Genomic DNA, 18,064 nt, shown 5'->3' on the forward strand with positions numbered 1-18,064 from the left:
TGCGCCACCAGAAACGATGACAATTGCCAACGTTTTATGTTGAAGCGGCACACATAGCCACGTGCCGAATATGCCCGCCAAAGAGGAGAAGTAGATGATGAGTCAGTCAATTGCGGTGATTAAAGGCGACGGTATCGGCCCAGAAATTATGGATGCCACCCTGCGCGTGCTTGATGCGCTGGAGTGCGGTCTGAATTATGAGTTTATCGATGCTGGCCTGGCGGCGCTTGAAAAACACGGCACGCTGATTCCTCAAGAATCGCTTGATGCCATCGAGAAGTACGGTATTGCCCTGAAAGGCCCGCTGACCACCCCTATTGGCAAAGGTTTCTCCTCCATCAACGTGCAGCTGCGTCGTCATTTTGACTTATACGCCAACGTACGCCCGGCGATTAGCTTCCCAGGTACGCGTTCGCGTTACAACGATATCGATATGATTACCGTGCGGGAAAACACCGAAGGTGCCTACCTCTCTGATGGCCAAGAGATGATTGACGATGGCAATACCGGCATCTCAGTCATCAAGGTAACCCGCCAGGGTTCCGAACGCATTGTGCGCTATGCGTTTGAGCTAGCCAAAAATAACGGCCGTAAGAAAGTCACCGCTGTACATAAAGCTAACATCATTAAAACCAGCTCTGGCCTGTTTTTGGATGTCGCTCGGGAAGTCGCCAAAGAGTATCCCGAGATCGAATTCCAGGAAATGATTGTAGATAACGCCTGCATGCAGCTAGTGATGAATCCGCACCAGTTCGATGTCGTTGTCACCACCAACCTGTTTGGCGATATTCTTTCTGACCTATGTGCTGGACTAGTTGGCGGGTTAGGCTTGGCACCCGGTGCTAACATCGGTGAAAAGGCTGCTATTTTTGAAGCGGTTCACGGTTCTGCACCGGATATTGCCGGACAAAAAATCGCCAACCCTTGCGCCCTGCTGTTAGCAGCCGCCCAAATGCTTGATCACTTAGGCATGAACGAAAAAGGCGACGCGATTCGTCACGGAATTCGCGCGGTGTTGGAGACACGCCGCGATATGGTGACACCCGACATGGGCGGCACCGGCACAACCGATACATTTGCCCAAGCGCTCGTAGAGCACTTAACCGCTTAACTGTTTAGGTGCTTCTCCCGTCACCGCACCGCATCTTACGCGGTGATGGGATCCTTGAGCTTTAAGCCTGACATTTCTTAGCTTAGGGAAGCTCACATTGCCTATCTCCTCACAGCAAGCTGCCGAACACTTCAGTCATATCCGCCCTCGCCTGCTTGCATTTGCACGCTTGCAGCTTAGGGAGAATGCTACCGCTGAAGATGCCGTTCAGGAAACGTTGCTCACCGCGTTTGAAAAAACCAGTTCATTTGAAGGGCGCTCAGAATTTGAAACCTGGGTATTTGGCATCTTGAAATTTAAGATACTTGACCATCTGCGCCAGCAGAAAAAACAGGGGCGCTGGCAGCCGCTAAATGACTCAATCGACGAGGACACGTTAGACCGGCTATTCAAATCAAATGGGCATTGGCAGCCCAGCGCCCGCCCGCACGACTGGGGAGAACCTGAGCATATTTTAGAGAACCAGCGCTTCTGGCAAGTGTTCGATGCCTGTTTAATAGCGCTACCCGACAGTATCGCGCGCGTATTTACCTTACGAGAGCTGATGGGATTATCGACACAGGATATTTGTAAGGAACTCGACATAACAGAAACTAACTGCTGGGTTATCTTACACCGAGCACGGTTAAGGTTAAGAGCGTGCTTGGATAACGGCTGGACTCAGTAGGAGCCAATAAAGATGCTAATGTGCCGTGAAGCAACACGTTTGATGTCACTTAAGCAAGATAGAGCACTCACTTTTCGCGAACGTACTGCACTACGCATACATCTCTCTATGTGCAGCGCCTGCCGCGCCTGTAGCCGACAATTTGACCTGCTTCACAAAATTGGTGAGCACCACCCTGCTGCCCCCAAAAGCTCAACAGACAGCGGTGGTCATTATGAGCCTCGCTAGCACTTTCCCCATCAAAGCAACAGTACTAGCGAGCCTGTTTTTTAGCCCGTTATTGCTCACAACCGCTAGCGGGCAAGAGATACGTTTTACCCCCAATCAAATCATGACCTGGCCTACCCGTAGCTTCGAAGGCGAAACACGCTATTCCATTGTTGAGAAATCAGGTCAACGAGTGCTTGAAGCCAATGCTCAGGGCCAGGCCTCTGCACGCTACCTGGAACGCGATATTGATTTAAATGCAACGCCCTACCTTCACTGGTGCTGGCAAGTAGACTCAATCTATCCGGGCGTTGATGAAACAACGAAAGCGGGCGATGACTATCCAGCACGGGTTTATGTGGCGCGTAAGACGGGGATTCTTCCCTGGCAGGTCGAATCGGTTAACTATGTCTGGTCCTCTACCCAACCTCAGGGTGCGTCGTGGCCAAATGCCTTTACTGACCGAGCACAACTGATGGCGCTGCAAAGTGGCAATAGCGCGGTTGGGGAGTGGGTGGCAGAAGTACGCGATGTCCGTGCTGACTACCAAGCTCTTTTTGGCAGCGCTCCTAGCCAAGTCAACGGTATCGCCTTAATGAGTGATGGTGATAATACAGGCGGCAACGCCACTGCGTGGTTTACCCAACTAGGCTTTTCTAGCCTTAGTACTCCACCTACATGTCCCCAATAGTCAAACAAGGCTAGCATACTATTTATTTATACAAAACCATTACAAACAGAGTGCCTTTTATTAAGATCTGATCTACTATCACCCTATTCTCGGTGACAACAGACTAGATTTAAGGGACTACCAATGCTCGCATATTTCGCTTCTGACGCCTTACGTAGCGCCCTAACCCAACATACTGCGTGTATCTATTTTTCATCGGAAGGCATTATCCAAGAGGCTAGTGAGCCATTTTTAGCCTCTATGGGGTACTTATTAGCTGACATTAAGGGGCAGCATCACCGTATTTTTTGTTTTCCTGAAGAAACGTCTAACCGTCAATATGACGATTTTTGGAAATCACTTGCAGCAGGTGTAAGCCAGCAGGGGCGTTTTCGGCGCATGAATGCACTTGGCGAAGAGGTATGGCTTGAGGCTACCTATTTACCGATCAAGAACCGTCGTGGCAACGTTGTACAGATTTTAAAAGTAGCCACTGACGTGACCAAAGAGCACCAAAACGCCGCTAGCGAACGTTTCATTCTTCAAGCCCTAAATAGCTCAATGGCAGTCATTGAATTCACAACTGACGGCTTTATTCTGGATGCCAATACTAATTTTGAACAAGTAATGGGGTATCCTCTGCACAAACTTCGTGGCGAACATCATCGACTGTTCTGCGATAATGATTTTTACCGAGAACACTCAGATTTCTGGCAACGCTTAAGTCAAGGGGAATATAAGCAGGGTAAGTTCTTACGCCGAAATGCCAAAGGAGGCGCCGTTTGGCTGGAAGCTACTTATAACCCTATTTTTGATGACGAGGGTAAGGTGGTAAAGGTCGTTAAGTTTGCTACCGATATCACTCAAGCAATGCTGGCAACTGAAGCGGCTAAAGCCACAGTAAGCAGCGCTCAAGCATCGTCTAGCCAGACCGAGCGAATTGCTCAAAATGGGTTAACCCACTTGCAAACGGTGCTTTCCGACTCACAACATGCCGCCCATACGCTCAACGAAGCACAGCAACTAATCACTGCACTAAACCAACAAGCGGAACAGATTAACAAAATTACTGCATCAATCGCGCAAATTGCCAGCCAAACAAACTTGCTTTCATTAAATGCCGCGGTGGAAGCCGCAAGAGCAGGTGAACAGGGCCGTGGATTTGCTGTAGTAGCAAATGAAGTACGCCAATTAGCCAAAGGATCAAGTGAAGCGGTGAGCGAAATCACTCGAGTTCTAAAAGAAAATAATGCACTTGTCGCCCGCACCACTCAGGCAATGCAGCAAGTGGTCAAGCAAGGTGAAAGCAGTCAAACGAGTGTTAAAGAAATAGAGTCAATTGTGAGCGAAATTTTGCAAGGCGCGCAGAATGTTTCTCACTCTATCGAACGACTCTCTTTAGCACCTTCTTAAGAAGAAAACTCGCCATGTTCATGGCGAGTTTTTTTAGTCTCAAAACAAGGTAGCGTTAACTTATTAGCGCAATTTCGTTTTACGCAGGTACGGCAGAACAGCGTCAAATTCACCGAACTTCTGCTTGGCATCTTCATCAGAAACGCTCGGCGGAATAATAACGTCCTGACCAACTGTCCAGTCAGCAGGCGTTGCAACACCATGTTTTGCCGTAGCTTGCAGTGCATCCAGCGCACGCAGAATTTCTGCGAAATTACGGCCTACCGTCATCGGGTAGGTCATCGATAGTTTCAACTGCTTATCCGGCCCGATAATGAACACCGAGCGTACCGTTGCGCTATCGGCAGGGGTGCGGCCATCTGGCAGATAAGCATCTTCTGGCAGCATATCGAACAGCTTGGAAACCTTTAGGCCTTCATCGGCAATAATGGGGAAGCCAACCGTATTGCCGCAAACTTTCTCGATATCGCTTGCCCAGCGTTTGTGGTCTTCAACGCCATCCACAGAGACGCCAATGACTTTGGTGCCGCGCTTTTCCCATTCGGGGCTCAGCGTTGCCACTGCGCCGAATTCTGTGGTGCAGACCGGGGTGAAATCTTTAGGATGAGAAAAGAGGATCGCCCAGCTATCGCCGATCCAGTCGTGAAAATGAATCGGGCCTTGGCTAGTTTCTGCTTCGAAATCAGGCACTACCGCATTGATACGTAATGACATCGTTCCTCCTCATTAGGGTCAAGTGACCTTAATACCTTATATGACTTTCAACACCTTCACTATAGAACGTTTAGCGCTATAGCAGTGAAACATTTGCTATGCTCAATCCAGCGACGTGGTGTCTTTCTCTTCCCGCTTGATGCGCTTTACCCAGCGCTGTTTTGCATAGTGGCGCAAGTTCGCCACACTGTCGGTTTCATCGACAATATCTTGACCTAATATCGTCTCAATGATGTCTTCTAGGGTGATAAGGCCCACAAAGGTGCCGTGTTCATCATAAACCACCCGCATGTGCAGATGATCCTTTAACATTGATGTAAACACCTGCTCGACATTGTTCGATACGTCGACACTGCCAATCGGATGCATCAGCTCGCGCATAGTTTTGGCATCATCGGCGTGATACATATCGGCCTTGTGCACATAACCAAATGCCTGCTCACCGTTATCCATCACAGGAAAACGGGTGAATGGCATTTTGCCATACTGCTCGTCAAACTCCTTAACCGTCATGTTAGGCAATACCGTTTCACAGACAGTACGGGGCGTCATCGCTTTATTAACCGCAATTTCATGCAAATTCAACATGTTAATAATGGTGCGTGACTCATCCGCATCCAACACTTTCTCTTCTAAACCTACCCGCGCCAACACTTTAATTTCATCGCGCAGGTCAACATCATGCTCTGACTTCCCTAAACGGCGCGTAATCTGTTCGGACATCCAGATAAACGGCAGCAACCCAATGATCATTGGGTTCAGTAACCGTGGCAACACCGGTGATAGACCTCGCCAATAGGTAGCACCAATCGTTTTGGGAATGATTTCAGAAAGAATTAAAATCAGCATGGTCATGACGGCCGACACAATGGCAATAGAGGCTTCGCCAAACACGACCGCGGCCTGCGCCCCCACTGCCGTTGCACCGACAGTATGCGCAATGGTGTTAAGCGTTAAGATCGCGGCCAACGGCCGATCAATATTGGTTTTTAGCTTCGTCAGCGCCGCATGAAGCTTGGGATTATCTTCTTTTTGCTTGGCGATATAGCTTGGCGTAATAGACAGCAACGCTGCTTCAAGGATAGAGCACAGAAAAGAGAACGCGATTGAAAGGGTAGCAATCGTGATAAGAAGGAACATGGGAGCTCATAGTGATGGATGATGCATCGTATATAAGGTCACGACTGCTTGGTGTCAATGCGTAAACACATCTTTATTTTCTTACAGCCAGCTAACATCATTTCTCATGAACATTTCTCATGAACATTTCTCACCACTGCCATTCACTTCTCGCCACTGCATCGTGGGCATGTAAACTTTCTGCGTGAACTACCCTTAGCTGGAAGCCTGAAATATCAGCCATCCTTCTAAGCGCTCGATCTAGACGTTTGGCTGCATCTTCGCAGAACATCAGATTCTGACCATTGGCGAGCGCAAATGCCTGCTCATCAATACGTTTAACAGCTGTCTGTAACGCTGTCCCCAGGGCGTTCTCAATACGCTCAATAAGGTCGGCAAGCGGAATAACATCGTTTCCTGCCAGCCGTATGGAACAGTGGGCAACACTGCGCTGACTATGTGGAGTGGCGAGTACCCCTTCCTCGCTGCCTAGCCACGCAAGTACAGCCTGCTTGGTTAAGGGGATCTCTTCAAAATCTTCCACAAACGCTTGCTGGATTAGCTGTCTTGCTAATGCCGCTGAGCAAGGGCAAGTTGAGGAGTAACCAACGGATACGTCTAGCTCTACCTTAAAACCTGACGGTGTGAGCTGGCTGTGCAGTGTAAACGGATAGCCTTTCCAACCTGACAAAGGGCTGATCAGCGCGTCACGTTTAAGTAATACCTCCCCACTGAACGTTAGGTAAGCATTTTCTGATAATGCTTGGTGACTCTCTAAAAAAGCCGCAAGAACACGATGAATTAATGTGAGCGTTAGCGGCTGGTGCTCTAATGCATCCAATGCGGTATACAGCCGTGACATGTGGATACCACGAGCACCGGCCTCCTCAAGGCTAACACCAGCTGACACATTGGCATTCACTTGGTACCCCGCCAGCTGTACCGGCAACGCAATGCCTTCCATCCCAACCCAGGAAAGCGTGCCCGGTAAACGGGCAGGTTGTTGGGCAATATCGGGTAAAGTAAAAGCCGTCATTAAATTGCCTCGTTCGTTGATGAGTTAGCTGATGAGTCAGCTGATGAGTTAAAGGGTGTGAAATAACGATAAAGCTGCGCCACAGTGGCAGGCGCGACATTTTGAGTAATGAAGACAAACCGAGAAATGCGGTCATTAACACACTGCATCGGCAGAGGCGTCGGCGGGTGGAAAATGTGCTGGACGCCGTGCAGTGCGAGCGGTTCATCGCGATCGGTAAGGTGCACAATCGCTTTAATGCGTAGCATTTTCTCGCCCATCAACGACATCAATAGATCCAGCCAGTTTTCCAAAGCCTCTGGAGTAATTAATCCCTCAACGCAAAAACAAAACGCATTGATATTCTCCCCATGACGAGTCAACGTTGGCTGGCTAGTGGGCTGCACAAAAGCAGCGTTACTGTCGCCCTGCTGCTCCCCCTCGTGCTTAACATCTTCAGCGTGGATAACGCTGTAACGTGCTGACTTCAGCCATTGCTCTACCTGGTATCGTTGAGAATCCTGACGAAAAAGCCCTGCACCTACCAACAACTCAGGCGAAAGGTTACCGTTCACTACCTGCCACTGCTCTGCTGCCGGATTGATGGACGCCAGTTGGTTAGCCAGTGGTGTTAGGCGGACTTCGTCGACCAGGTCAGTTTTGGTGATGAGTAACCGGTCTGCTATCGCTATCTGGCGCTGTGACTCACGATGCGCCTGCAACGTTGCCTCACCGTTCGCGGCATCAACACAGCACACCACGCTATCCAACTGGAAACGGTGGGCAAGCCAATGATCGGTCATTAACAGCTGTAAAATAGGGGCGGGATCGGCCAGTCCTGTGGTTTCAATCACAACACGGGAAGGTGCTGGTTTTCCCTCTGCCAACAGCGAATCAATAGCCTGCTTTAGCGTACGACTTAAGTCCCCCCTCAATGTGCAGCACAAACAGCCGCTGCTCATCTCCACCACCGCTTGCTCATCACTCTGGGTAATCAACTGATGATCTAGCCCAATATCACCAAACTCATTAATTACGATCAGCGTGTTTTGCATTGACGCTTGGCGTACCCAACGATTGAGTAACGTTGTCTTACCGCTCCCTAAAAAACCGGTCAGTACGTTAACCGGTGTCAGCGTGGAGAACTGCATCACTCCCCCCGTGCCTTGCGGAAATGGTGCTCTTTACGCTCCTGGCGCTCCTTTGCCTCAATGCAAAGCTTTGCCGTGGGACGAAAAAGTAGCCGTGGGAGACCAATGGGCTCACCAGTTTCTTCACAGAAGCCGTACTCACCATTTTCGATACGCTGTAATGCTGCATCAATATTAGTGATCAACCGACTTTCACGATCTGCTTGGCGAAGTGACAACCGCAGCTCCTCCTCAAACGAGGCCTGATCAGCCTCGTCGCTATCTCTCTCATGGGAGGCGATAGCCGTTTTCACCTCGTTTAAATGCGCCTCAAGCTCCGCACGTTCGTTCAAAAGCCGCTGACGGAAAAACGCAAGCTGTACGGCATTCATCATGTACTCGTCTGCTGATGAGGCCAACAGCAAAGCCTCCTCAGCTTTTTTTGCATCTAGGAATTCAGCGCCACTGTCTGCTCTGGCAGTTACTGACTGAGTGATATCGGGTTGCAATGTATAGCCTCCTATTGATAAAAACGTTATAACATAACAAATAAAGCTCTGCGACCTAACCTTTCTCAATGCTAGTGCACTGCTAAACGTAACAGGAGACCTACATGCCCACCCCACACTCTCATCAAGCAGCATCCTGGCCGCTACCACAACACGCCGCACTGGATACCGACATCAGCGTGCTTCCGCGTATATTTGAAGAGCAGATTAACATCGCTATTCTGCAACGCGCTCTGCCCGCCGATGTGGCGCTTAGCGCAAACGCACAGAGCCAAACATCGCGAGACTGGCAGTATGCATGGCTTGGCAGTCCTACAGATGACTTTAAAAATGACTTGCGTCGAAAGCTCCCAGAGCCCTCAGCAGGAGATGCGTTGGTTGACGATATCGCAACCATTGCTGAAGCCATCGCATTCCTGTTTGATACCGACACTGTTGGCATTCGTCTACGCTTATTAACAGCGGCGATGTGCCCACGTTTTCACTGCGACAACTTGCCGGTACGTTTAGTGACCACCTATGTCGGCCCAGGCAGCGAGTGGTTGCCTGAAAATGCGATTAACCGCGCAGGGCTAGGTGCGCCAACGCCTGATCGCCCCGAGATTATCAACGACCCAACTGCCATTCAGCGTTTGCTGGCTGGTGACATCGCGTTGCTAAAAGGCAGCGGTTGGGTGGGCTGTGAAGAGCATGGCTTAGTGCACCGCAGCCCCTCTTTGGAGGCAGGTCAAAAGCGGCTATTGCTAACGATAGACCCCGCTTGACCGACTTACCCCTGTCACTAATTCGTCACTCCCACCTGATAGGGTTTACCGAATTAAATCGCTTACAGGAATGGTCATGCATAACAAACTACTGCTTGCAGGTGTGATAAGCATCTCGATGTTAACCTCTACGGCGCATGCGGAGTCATTAGGCAATCTAGCCTTTTCTGAAACAACGCCCTATACCTCAGACATGACCCTAAAAGATGATTTCACCATTGTCGGTGATGTCGATTTAATGGCGATGGATGCCATTAATAGCAATGGTTATGCCAACGCCATTATCGAAATACCAACTGGCACATCTGCCAAATGGGAAGTTAGCAAAGAAGACCCGAACGCGGTTTATTGGGAGTATAAAGATGGCGAGCCGCGCGTTGTAAATTACCTGGGTTATCCCGGCAATTATGGCGCCATACCGGGTACCGCCCTGCCCAAAGAACTAGGCGGTGACGGTGACCCACTAGATGTCATCGTATTAGGCCAAGCATTACCGCGCGGTGAAGTCGTTGATGTACGTGTTATTGGCGTTTTAAAAATGTTAGACGACGGTGAGCAAGACGACAAACTGGTGGCGGTGCTTACCCAAGATTCACCATTTTCTCATATTGAAAGCATGCAGCAACTTGATAGTGAGTTCCCTGGTGTTAGCCAGATTGTTGATATCTGGTTTGCAAATTACAAAGGCCCTGATGGTGGCATGGAAGGTCTAGGGTTTGAAGACGCCGAGTCTGCATTAGCCGTACTAGAAGCAGCTGCTGAGAATTTTTCAGCCACGCAATAATCTGATTAAATCAAACCGTCGTATTTTAAATCGCTTAAACATCACTGCTCGATTGATAGAGCAGTGATGTTCATACCTTCCCCATGCTTAACGTTATTGGGCGTTTTCCAATGGTTAATGGCCTAACACTAAAACGCCCCCAGAAAGGAGGCGTATTGCTGATATTACGTGCTTACATTTACTGTTTAAGCAAATACGTCGGTCCACTCACTGCGCTTAGCCAGCAAGCCTTTGGCTAGCTTTTGGGCACCTTCCAGGCTGTGGCTAGCGGCCCAGCCGCACTGCATCTCATTACAGGCAGGTACTTCCGTGGCAGTCAGCACATCGTTGAGCGTTTGCTCGATAATGCTTAGCACGCCGTCATAATCGTCGTGGTTAATCATCGCGATGTAAAAACCGGTTTGGCAACCCATCGGACTAATATCAACCACTTTATCGGTGTGATTACGCGACATTTCAGCCATCAAGTGCTCCAGGGAGTGCAGCGCGGGCATCTCCATGTGCTCTTTGTTGGGCTGGCAAATACGCAAATCATATTTGTGGATACGGTCGCCATTTTGGCCTTCTTTAATATCGGCCAAACGCACGTAAGGTGCTTTTACCTTGGTATGGTCCAAGTTAAAGCTTTCGACGTTCATTTTCTTTTCAGTCATGTTGGCTCCGTCATCTAGGTACAACGCTTACTTATTCTACACCGTTACCGCTTTTCACACCTTGGGAGCGTCGAAATTCCACGGCTCGTCGGTATAAACACACACGTTGGCATCTTCAATATCGCCGTCGGGTGACTCGACGTGCTTAGCGAAAAAATCTTGTATCTCTTTGCGCTGACAGTGGGCTTCAAACTCTTCTCGGCTGGCCCAAATTTCATGAAACACGATCGGGTAGCTGGTGCCCTGGGCAAAAGGATTGTCGATTTGCCGAGTCACAGTGTAGTGAATACAAGCATCTTCGCGATGGGTGTTTGGTTCTAATGATTGCAGCGCTTTAAATACCGCTTCTTCTTTTCCAGCTTTGGGCTTAAAGCTGGCGATACAATAAATTTTTTCCGACATGGTCATATCCTAAGCGGTTAAGTTGGCACCATTATGCGGCTTGTCGGTGTGGGTTAACAACCTAACGGCTCATTCGTTCGGCCAGCATTTCCAAATCTGGCACTGTCATATCCGGCTCTCCACCCCAAGGGTCGAACGGCGCATCAGGGTGGCGGCGCACCCAGGCGCTATGTAAACCTGCATGCGTTGCTCCAATCACATCAAAAGGATTGCTGGAAATCAGCCAAGTATGTTCTGGGCGTGCTTCTAAACGTTCGCGTAAGTAGGCGTATACTGCAGGATCAGGCTTGAAGCGCTTAACGTCATCAACACTTACCACCGCATCCATGTGGTTTTCCACGCCTGCGCGGGCCAGTAGCTTAATTACAGCTTCTTGAGTGCCGTTAGAAAACGCCACGCAACGAATTCCAGCATCACGTAGTTGGTCTAGGGCAGGCACCACATCTGGGAATGCAGGTAACTCCGCATAAACCGCCATTAAGTGGTCATGATCGTTATCAGAAAGACCGGTTTGCATCGCACGATCAGTGAACACTAATGCCTCCCGGATGCACTCCGAAAACGGCACATAAGCCCCCATCAAACCATGGCGAAAGCTGTATTCCAGCTGTTTTTCCCGCCAGCGCTTAGCAAAATCCCCAGCTTTGGCTGCGTCACTTAGGCGGCGCTCCAGCTCAACCGTTACCCCTTGGGTATCAATGAGCGTGCCGTATACATCAAAAGCAAGTACCGGTTGCATGATAACTCCTAGCTTGATGGATCGGATAATGGTGGGAGATAGATGATCTCATGCATTTAGCATAGCTGCCCTCTTCAAAAACAAAAACGCCGCTGCGATAGGCAGCGGCGTTTGGGGAGCGTTAAGCGCTATTAAATCGTAAAGGCGGCTTCTTGCTCACCGGTTTTAAGATCACCGGAACGCACCAGTTCATCAGTCACGCGATCAATGGCGCGTTTGGCGCGACCAATCATTTCGTCAACTTCATCACGGTTAATAGTCAGTGGCGGTGCAAAGCCCAGAATATCACCTTGTGGCATCGCACGGGCGATCAGGTTTTCTTCCATTGCCGCTGCAGCAACACGCGGGCCAACTTTCAACGCCGGGTCGAAATGCAAGCGCTGTTTGGCGTCTGGCGAGAACTCTAGAGCGGCCATTAGGCCAACACCGCGCACGTCGCCAAGCAACGGGTGACCTTCAAAGGTAGCCTTGAGCTGCTGCTGGAAGTAGCCGCCAGTTTCAGCAGAGTTACCCACTAGGTTTTCGCGTTCGATAATATCCAAATTGGCAAGGCCAGCGGCACAGCCTAGTGCGTGACCTGAATAGGTCCAGCCATGGCCGATGGGACCAAACTCACCAGTACCCTGCTCAAGCACTTTCCATACTTTGTCGCCAACAATCACGCCAGAAAGCGGCTGGTACGCGCTGGTTAGCCCCTTAGCAATGGTGACCAAATCAGGCTTCATGTTGTAGTGGTGGCTACCGAAGTCCGAACCGGTACGGCCAAAGCCACACACGACCTCGTCGGCTATCAATAGCACGTCATACTTGTTCAGCACTGCTTGAATCGCATCCCAATAGCCTTCTGGCGGCGGTACGATACCACCGGTACCCAGCACCGGCTCACCGATAAATGCTGCGACGGTGTCGGGGCCTTCTTCCAGAATCATTGCCTCTAATTTCTCGGCACAGTAGGCAGAAAACTCGAGTTCTGTCATACCGTGCTGTTCTGCCGCGCGCAGATAGTAGTGCGGCGCTTCAGTGTGGCGAATGGTGTCAATTGGCAGGTCAAAATGGTCGTGGAACGCTTTAAGACCGGTTAGCGAACCAGAGGCGATGCCGGAACCGTGGTAACCACGCATACGCGAGATCACTTTTTTCTTCTGCGGACGCCCCAGCACGTTGTTGTAGTAACGTACTATTTTGAGCTGTGTTTCATTCGCATCAGAGCCTGACATGCCGTAATACACCTTGGACATGTTCATGCCAGCGATTTTCAGAATACGCTCAGAAAGCTCAATCTGCGGCTCGTTCGAGTGGCCTACATAGGTGTGGTAATAAGAAAGCTCTAGCGCTTGCTTATAGATCGCTTCAGCAACTTCAGTGCGCCCATAGCCGATATTGACGCAGTAAAGGCCCGCAAAGCCGTCGATAAACTCACGGCCATCTTTATCTACGATATTAATACCTTTACCGCCAGTGATAACACGACCTGGCAAATCGCCGTGGGCGAAGTCGCGCAGGTGCGTAGAGGCGTGAAAAGTGACTTTACGGTCGCGTTCGATCAGATCCTGATGCAAGCTCATAACGTTCTCTCTATACAGTCCCTCCCCACCGTGTGGGGAGGATGCTTAAATTAATAAAACCGATTAAATATCAACTTCCCGATACTGAACCTAATGCCCCAAGGCAGTAGTACTTCGTTTCTAAATACTCATCGATACCGGTAGCGCCGCCTTCACGACCAAGGCCGGACTGTTTCACGCCACCAAAAGGTACCGGTGGGCCTGTCATTTTCACGGAGTTGACGCTAACCATGCCGTACTCCAACGCCCGCATTAGCTTCCAGATACGGCGAATATCATGGGTGTAGATATAGGCCGCTAAGCCGTATTCGGTGTCATTGGCCATTTCAATAACTTCGTCATCAGTACTATAAGCGGTAATACCGGCCACCGGGGCAAAGTTCTCTTCACGCCAGACTTTCATTTGCGGTGTTACATTGGTCAACAGCACTGGCATAAAGAAGTTATCGCCCGGTGCTTGGCTCTGGTCACCAGCAATCATAGTGGCACCTTTGGAAATCGCATCATCAACAATCGATGCTGCTTTTTCGACTGCCTGGCGATGAATCAGCGGGCCAAGGTCAACTTCACCGTGCAATCCGTTACCCACGGTAAGTGCCGCCATACGCTCGGTAAATTGCTCAACGAACTCATCATGGATAGATTCGTGAACCAAAATGCGGTTAGCGGCTAGGCAATCTTGCCCAGCCGTTTGAAACTTGGCCGAGACTGCAGCATAGGCTGCCTCTTTGGGATCCATATCCGGACCAACGATAAACGGCGCATTGCCACCTAATTCCAGCGATAGCCGTTTGACCGTATTTGCGCTCTGTTCAATCAACAAGCGGCCAACACGGGTGGAGCCAGTGAAAGAGAGCGCTCGGATACGCGGCTCGCTGCACAAAATTTTAGAGACTTCTGCAGGATCACCCAGCACGACGTTAAAAATACCTTCCGGAATCCCTGCTCGCTCGGCAAGCTCCGCCAGCGCCAGCGCAGAGAACGGCGTTTCATTGGCAGGCTTGATGATCACCGGACATCCAGCGGCCAACGCCGCTGCGGCCTTGCGGGTAATCATTGCCAGCGGGAAGTTCCACGGCGTAATCATCGCCGCAATGCCTACCGGCTCTTTAATGGTGCCCAGTGATGCATTAGGAATATGGCTTGGAATGGTTTCACCGTAGGTGCGTTTACCCTCTTCAGCGAACCAACGTACGAAACTGGCACCGTACTCTACTTCGCCACGGGCATCCGGCAGCGGCTTGCCCTGCTCCAACGTCATGATGGTGGCTAGGTCTTCACGATTGGCTTGAATCAAATCGTACCAAGCCAGCAAGCGCTCGCAGCGCTCGTCAGCGCGTAGGGCACGCCACTGTACAAAGGCAGTTTCAGCAGCATCCACGGCAGCGGTAATTTGTTCCGCTTCCAGCAAGGGAATGTGGCCAATGGCTTCATTGGTCGCCGGGTCATACACCGCTTCTTCGCGGCCGCCGTCACCGTGGGTCCATTTACCGTCTACGTAGGCGTACTGCCGGAACAGACGCGGATCTTCCAAGCGCTTAGTGAGCGTGGTCGATAGTGTGGTCATGGGCACCTCCCCAGGTTGCAGCCAGTTACGGTGAAGCCAATCGCTGGCGACAAACCGTTGCACAGAAAAATGTTGCTAAAAAATCGCTATACAGCCCAACATCTCGATGGGCTGTTTCAGTGTGTCTAGCGTAAGGGAGATACCGCACGAAGTGTTTTTGAAAGCGCCGGATAATTCCGGCGCTTTTTTTGTGAAAGCTACCTTTACAGTGCTTTTTTTTGGCAGCGCCTCTATTTAATCTGCTGCATTTAACCTGCTGCGGGGTTAATCAAGGCTTCCTCGGTAAACACCACTAGCCCTAACTCCGGCCGATAGCCATGGATCTCAGTAACATCCAGCGCCTGAAGAAACGCTAAAATTTCTTCGCTGATAACCTGCCCTGGTACTAATACCGGAAATCCTGGCGGATAAGGGATGACAAAACTTGCCGATACAACATCGCGACCGGCACGCATCTGCGCCTGCAACTTGCCATTATCGAAGCGTAAGTACTCAGTATTCTCTTCGTCGTAACTTAGAAAGTAAGCGCAACGAATATCGCCCTGGGGCGTATCGGGATTCGGCCGGAAGGCATCGTGGAAACGACTGAAGTCAGGTAGTGGCGGCAAATCATGATTCAGCGAATGCACCTGATTTTCGATGATTTTGCGCTCAGGACGACTACTGTCTTCCAAGCGATATTCGAACTCTTTCGCCAACTTGATCAGCACATCCAGCAGGTAGGCAATAGAGCCCCGTGTCGTGCCGATATTGGTCATAAACAGTACGGTGTTGCGGGAAGTTTTGTTAATTTGAATACCGTACTTATTCATCAGGTATTCATTTTTGAATGTATCGCCATCAACCCCAGTATTGCCGATGGCAATCGTGACACGGGAAGGGTCAACAACAAACTCGTCTCGCGCCCAGGCTTCCTCCATCTTATTCCAACCCGTCACCGGGTCGTAATAGGACTCTACACCCGACTCGCGGTAGGCTTCAGGCACCATGTCGCTATTCTTCAATACGCGGAAATATTTCTGCAGTAATGGGTGGGTGTAGAGCTGTTCGCGGAGCGAAAGCGCCGTCTCTACCTGGGCATGTACCAGTTCGAAACCTTCCATTTCCGCCTGCATTCTTCCCACGTCCAGCGATGCCACAATCTGATAGTTGGGCGAAGTAGAAGTGTGAGTCATGTAGGCTTCATGGAAAGAAGCCTCCACTTTCTGACGAAAATCTTGATCCCACACGTGAATCATTGAGCCTTGGCGTAATGAAGTCAGCGTTTTGTGGGTTGAGTGAGTAGCATAGGTGCGAATACGTACTTCATCTGGGTCGGGCATCAGTCGCTGGTCAAGCCATGTAGCGTCATCTTCTGGGTCAAGCTTATCGAACTCGGCTTTCCAAGCCGCATACTCTTCCCGATAACTCTCGCTTCGGTAACGATCCCGCAACGTACGTGCAGCATTCATAGCCGTACGTGGCCGATACGTCGGATTAAAACCAGCGAAAGCAAACCATGCTTCATCCCAAAGAAAAACCAGATCTGGTTTAATCGCCAAACACTCTTCCATCACTCGGCGCACGTTATAGACGATGCCATCGAAGGTGCAGTTGGTCAGCAACAACATCTTAACTTTGTGCAATTGTCCGGAACGCTTGTAGGACAGCAGCGTTTTCTTGATTTCATGCAGCGGCACCGCACCGTACATGGAATAATCATCAAGCGGATAGGAGTCTAAATAACTGACATGTGCACCGGCTAAAACCATGCCGTAATGATGCGACTTGTGACAGTCACGATCGATCAACACGATGTCTCGCGGCTTAATTAGCGCCTGCACCACAATCTTATTGGCAGTGGACGTACCATTAGTCACAAAGAAGCTACGACGAGCTCCAAAGGCGCGGGCAGCATACTCTTGTGCCTTTTTGATTGGCCCAAACGGTTGCAACAGAGAGTCTAGTCCCCCGGATGTTGCTGATGTTTCTGCCAGAAAAATATTAATGCCGTAGAAGTCGATCATGTGCCCTGCCCAGTGGGACCGAGTCACCGACTTGCCCCTGGAAATGGGCATGGCATGAAATACCCCTGTGGGCTTTCTACTGTATTCACGCAGAGCATCAAAAAATGGTGTGCGATAGCGATTATCAATGGCGCGTAGAATCGTATGATGCTGCTCGATGTAATCCGTTTCGCGGTAGAAGATACGGTTGAAGTGCTTAATATCTCGGCTTGCCGTGGCTTCAACATCACCGCTCGTCACCAGAAATTGATCAATTTCTGGGCGCAACTCATGAATCATCGAACTCAGCAGGATACTGCGATCAGCTTCGCTATGGTGCTCCAGCTCATTTTCAGAGAGACCTTCCAGATAATTACGCAAAGCACTGAGGTTATATTTGGACTTATACGGAAACTCGTAGCGAATCAGACATGCTTGTATATTAGGATTCACCAATATGGCAATCAACGCATCTTCAAAGCTTTTTACCGTTACAACATCGTAAACAAAGCGATCTTCAGGTCGGCGCATGTTATGAAATGCTTCACGCACCACATCTTCTTCCTGGTTAGAAAGATTATCTACGATCAGCAGTTCAAAGTAAGGTTGCGCCGAACTATTGGAAGCCGGGTGCCCGCGGCGAAGTTGATTAAGGGCGTCCAGTGCTTCCATGTCTTCAGCACCCGCATCCGTCTCAGAAAGATCTACATGCCGTCGACGATAGGACTCACTGATCAACGCCCTTACCAAACGCTTAACGACTTTATCCAACAGCGCATATTCACCGCGATTAAATAGCGTCCAAAGGTGGCGAAAATCCTCTTTGGATGGAAATGCGTGGTAGTCCTCAATAATCTCTAAGCGTGTCAACTTGATGTCGATAGCTTTAATCAAGTTTTTGGCGCGATCCTCTTCTTTAAGGCGCGTCAAAATACCCAAATCACGTTTAAGCTCATTCCAGGTATCAGCACGAAGTTGGGAAATTTTGTGATAAAAACCCAGGGCGGTGTAGGAAGTTTCGGTTGAATTGTTCTCTTGCATGACGACACC

The 18,064-nt window shown here is 50.0% G+C and carries 18 protein-coding genes; 7 read left to right on the forward strand and 11 right to left on the reverse strand.

Annotation, left to right across the window (positions count from 1 at the left end):
- Positions 1 to 97 precede the first annotated feature (97 nt).
- The 5 genes from K7H08_RS07795 to K7H08_RS07815 all read left to right on the forward strand — a co-directional run bounded on the left by K7H08_RS07795 (position 98) and on the right by K7H08_RS07815 (position 4,068).
- Positions 98 to 1,111, forward strand: a complete 1,014-nt coding sequence (locus tag K7H08_RS07795; RefSeq protein WP_125750946.1) for an isocitrate dehydrogenase — start codon at positions 98 to 100, stop codon at positions 1,109 to 1,111.
- A gap of 97 nt (positions 1,112 to 1,208) precedes the next feature.
- The gene (locus K7H08_RS07800; protein ID WP_231657630.1) at positions 1,209 to 1,778 is read left to right on the forward strand and encodes a sigma-70 family RNA polymerase sigma factor; all 570 of its coding nucleotides are present in this window, start codon (positions 1,209 to 1,211) and stop codon (positions 1,776 to 1,778) included.
- An 18-nt stretch (positions 1,779 to 1,796) separates the two neighbouring features.
- Positions 1,797 to 2,006, forward strand: a complete 210-nt coding sequence (locus tag K7H08_RS07805; RefSeq protein WP_269438840.1) for a zf-HC2 domain-containing protein — start codon at positions 1,797 to 1,799, stop codon at positions 2,004 to 2,006.
- On the forward strand, positions 1,993 to 2,676 hold the full coding sequence (locus K7H08_RS07810) for a DUF3047 domain-containing protein (protein ID WP_231657631.1): 684 nt from the start codon (positions 1,993 to 1,995) through the stop codon (positions 2,674 to 2,676). Before K7H08_RS07805 ends, K7H08_RS07810 begins: the two co-directional genes overlap by 14 nt.
- A gap of 123 nt (positions 2,677 to 2,799) precedes the next feature.
- Positions 2,800 to 4,068: a methyl-accepting chemotaxis protein gene (locus K7H08_RS07815; RefSeq protein WP_231657632.1), complete on the forward strand. Its 1,269-nt coding sequence runs from the start codon at positions 2,800 to 2,802 to the stop codon at positions 4,066 to 4,068.
- Between the two features lie 63 nt (positions 4,069 to 4,131).
- Here K7H08_RS07815 and K7H08_RS07820 read toward each other — a convergent pair whose 3' ends face one another.
- From K7H08_RS07820 to dksA, 5 genes are all read right to left on the reverse strand, one after another.
- On the reverse strand, positions 4,132 to 4,782 hold the full coding sequence (locus K7H08_RS07820) for a peroxiredoxin (RefSeq protein ID WP_038477728.1): 651 nt from the start codon (positions 4,780 to 4,782) through the stop codon (positions 4,132 to 4,134).
- Between the two features lie 102 nt (positions 4,783 to 4,884).
- Entirely contained in the window at positions 4,885 to 5,922 is a 1,038-nt protein-coding gene (locus K7H08_RS07825; RefSeq protein WP_231657633.1) for a CNNM domain-containing protein, read from the reverse strand.
- A gap of 130 nt (positions 5,923 to 6,052) precedes the next feature.
- Complete coding sequence (gene folE2, locus K7H08_RS07830; RefSeq protein WP_231657634.1) at positions 6,053 to 6,937, reverse strand: GTP cyclohydrolase FolE2; 885 nt, start codon at positions 6,935 to 6,937, stop codon at positions 6,053 to 6,055.
- Complete coding sequence (locus K7H08_RS07835) at positions 6,937 to 8,067, reverse strand: CobW family GTP-binding protein (RefSeq protein ID WP_095604017.1); 1,131 nt, start codon at positions 8,065 to 8,067, stop codon at positions 6,937 to 6,939. The genes folE2 and K7H08_RS07835 overlap by 1 nt, the downstream gene beginning before the upstream one ends.
- Positions 8,067 to 8,555, reverse strand: coding sequence for an RNA polymerase-binding protein DksA (dksA, locus tag K7H08_RS07840; protein WP_231657635.1), 489 nt, complete (start codon positions 8,553 to 8,555; stop codon positions 8,067 to 8,069). The genes K7H08_RS07835 and dksA overlap by 1 nt, the downstream gene beginning before the upstream one ends.
- 104 nt (positions 8,556 to 8,659) lie before the next feature.
- Here dksA and K7H08_RS07845 point away from each other — a divergent pair, with 104 nt between their 5' ends.
- The gene (locus tag K7H08_RS07845) at positions 8,660 to 9,319 is read left to right on the forward strand and encodes a DUF1826 domain-containing protein (RefSeq protein ID WP_038477739.1); all 660 of its coding nucleotides are present in this window, start codon (positions 8,660 to 8,662) and stop codon (positions 9,317 to 9,319) included.
- Positions 9,320 to 9,395: 76 nt separating this feature from the next.
- Positions 9,396 to 10,103, forward strand: a complete 708-nt coding sequence (locus K7H08_RS07850; RefSeq protein ID WP_120386427.1) for an inorganic diphosphatase — start codon at positions 9,396 to 9,398, stop codon at positions 10,101 to 10,103.
- Between the two features lie 185 nt (positions 10,104 to 10,288).
- Here the strand turns inward: K7H08_RS07850 and K7H08_RS07855 are convergent, their stop codons facing one another.
- From K7H08_RS07855 to K7H08_RS07880, 6 genes are all read right to left on the reverse strand, one after another.
- Positions 10,289 to 10,756 carry an S-ribosylhomocysteine lyase gene (locus K7H08_RS07855; protein WP_120386426.1) on the reverse strand — a complete coding sequence of 156 codons (468 nt, stop codon included), beginning with the start codon at positions 10,754 to 10,756 and terminating at the stop codon, positions 10,289 to 10,291.
- A gap of 54 nt (positions 10,757 to 10,810) precedes the next feature.
- Entirely contained in the window at positions 10,811 to 11,158 is a 348-nt protein-coding gene (locus tag K7H08_RS07860; protein ID WP_009721375.1) for a putative quinol monooxygenase, read from the reverse strand.
- A 61-nt stretch (positions 11,159 to 11,219) separates the two neighbouring features.
- Entirely contained in the window at positions 11,220 to 11,897 is a 678-nt protein-coding gene (locus K7H08_RS07865; protein WP_038477749.1) for a haloacid dehalogenase type II, read from the reverse strand.
- A 131-nt stretch (positions 11,898 to 12,028) separates the two neighbouring features.
- Positions 12,029 to 13,462, reverse strand: coding sequence for an aspartate aminotransferase family protein (locus K7H08_RS07870; RefSeq protein WP_089039660.1), 1,434 nt, complete (start codon positions 13,460 to 13,462; stop codon positions 12,029 to 12,031).
- A 70-nt stretch (positions 13,463 to 13,532) separates the two neighbouring features.
- A complete protein-coding gene (locus K7H08_RS07875; RefSeq protein ID WP_038477754.1) occupies positions 13,533 to 15,029 on the reverse strand; it encodes an NAD-dependent succinate-semialdehyde dehydrogenase in 1,497 nt (498 codons plus the stop codon).
- Positions 15,030 to 15,277: 248 nt separating this feature from the next.
- Positions 15,278 to 18,055, reverse strand: a complete 2,778-nt coding sequence (locus K7H08_RS07880) for an aminotransferase class I/II-fold pyridoxal phosphate-dependent enzyme (protein ID WP_095604020.1) — start codon at positions 18,053 to 18,055, stop codon at positions 15,278 to 15,280.
- Positions 18,056 to 18,064: the final 9 nt, after the last annotated feature.

The sequence above is a fragment of the Halomonas sp. IOP_6 genome (assembly GCF_021151565.1).
GTDB classification, from domain to species: Bacteria; Pseudomonadota; Gammaproteobacteria; order Pseudomonadales; family Halomonadaceae; genus Vreelandella; species Vreelandella alkaliphila.

What these genes read in the sequence shown, in the direction of transcription:
- K7H08_RS07805 (WP_269438840.1), top strand. Translation starts at nt 1,797, where the DNA reads ATGTGCCGTGAAGCAACACGTTTGATGTCACTTAAGCAAGATAGAGCA.
- K7H08_RS07850 (WP_120386427.1), top strand. Translation starts at nt 9,396, where the DNA reads ATGCATAACAAACTACTGCTTGCAGGTGTGATAAGCATCTCGATGTTA.
- K7H08_RS07810 (WP_231657631.1), top strand. Translation starts at nt 1,993, where the DNA reads ATGAGCCTCGCTAGCACTTTCCCCATCAAAGCAACAGTACTAGCGAGC.
- K7H08_RS07795 (WP_125750946.1), top strand. Translation starts at nt 98, where the DNA reads ATGAGTCAGTCAATTGCGGTGATTAAAGGCGACGGTATCGGCCCAGAA.
- K7H08_RS07875 (WP_038477754.1), bottom strand. Translation starts at nt 15,029, where the DNA reads ATGACCACACTATCGACCACGCTCACTAAGCGCTTGGAAGATCCGCGT.
- K7H08_RS07815 (WP_231657632.1), top strand. Translation starts at nt 2,800, where the DNA reads ATGCTCGCATATTTCGCTTCTGACGCCTTACGTAGCGCCCTAACCCAA.
- K7H08_RS07865 (WP_038477749.1), bottom strand. Translation starts at nt 11,897, where the DNA reads ATGCAACCGGTACTTGCTTTTGATGTATACGGCACGCTCATTGATACC.
- folE2 (WP_231657634.1), bottom strand. Translation starts at nt 6,937, where the DNA reads ATGACGGCTTTTACTTTACCCGATATTGCCCAACAACCTGCCCGTTTA.
- K7H08_RS07880 (WP_095604020.1), bottom strand. Translation starts at nt 18,055, where the DNA reads ATGCAAGAGAACAATTCAACCGAAACTTCCTACACCGCCCTGGGTTTT.
- K7H08_RS07845 (WP_038477739.1), top strand. Translation starts at nt 8,660, where the DNA reads ATGCCCACCCCACACTCTCATCAAGCAGCATCCTGGCCGCTACCACAA.
- K7H08_RS07870 (WP_089039660.1), bottom strand. Translation starts at nt 13,462, where the DNA reads ATGAGCTTGCATCAGGATCTGATCGAACGCGACCGTAAAGTCACTTTT.
- K7H08_RS07825 (WP_231657633.1), bottom strand. Translation starts at nt 5,922, where the DNA reads ATGTTCCTTCTTATCACGATTGCTACCCTTTCAATCGCGTTCTCTTTT.
- K7H08_RS07820 (WP_038477728.1), bottom strand. Translation starts at nt 4,782, where the DNA reads ATGTCATTACGTATCAATGCGGTAGTGCCTGATTTCGAAGCAGAAACT.
- K7H08_RS07860 (WP_009721375.1), bottom strand. Translation starts at nt 11,158, where the DNA reads ATGTCGGAAAAAATTTATTGTATCGCCAGCTTTAAGCCCAAAGCTGGA.
- K7H08_RS07855 (WP_120386426.1), bottom strand. Translation starts at nt 10,756, where the DNA reads ATGACTGAAAAGAAAATGAACGTCGAAAGCTTTAACTTGGACCATACC.
- K7H08_RS07835 (WP_095604017.1), bottom strand. Translation starts at nt 8,067, where the DNA reads ATGCAGTTCTCCACGCTGACACCGGTTAACGTACTGACCGGTTTTTTA.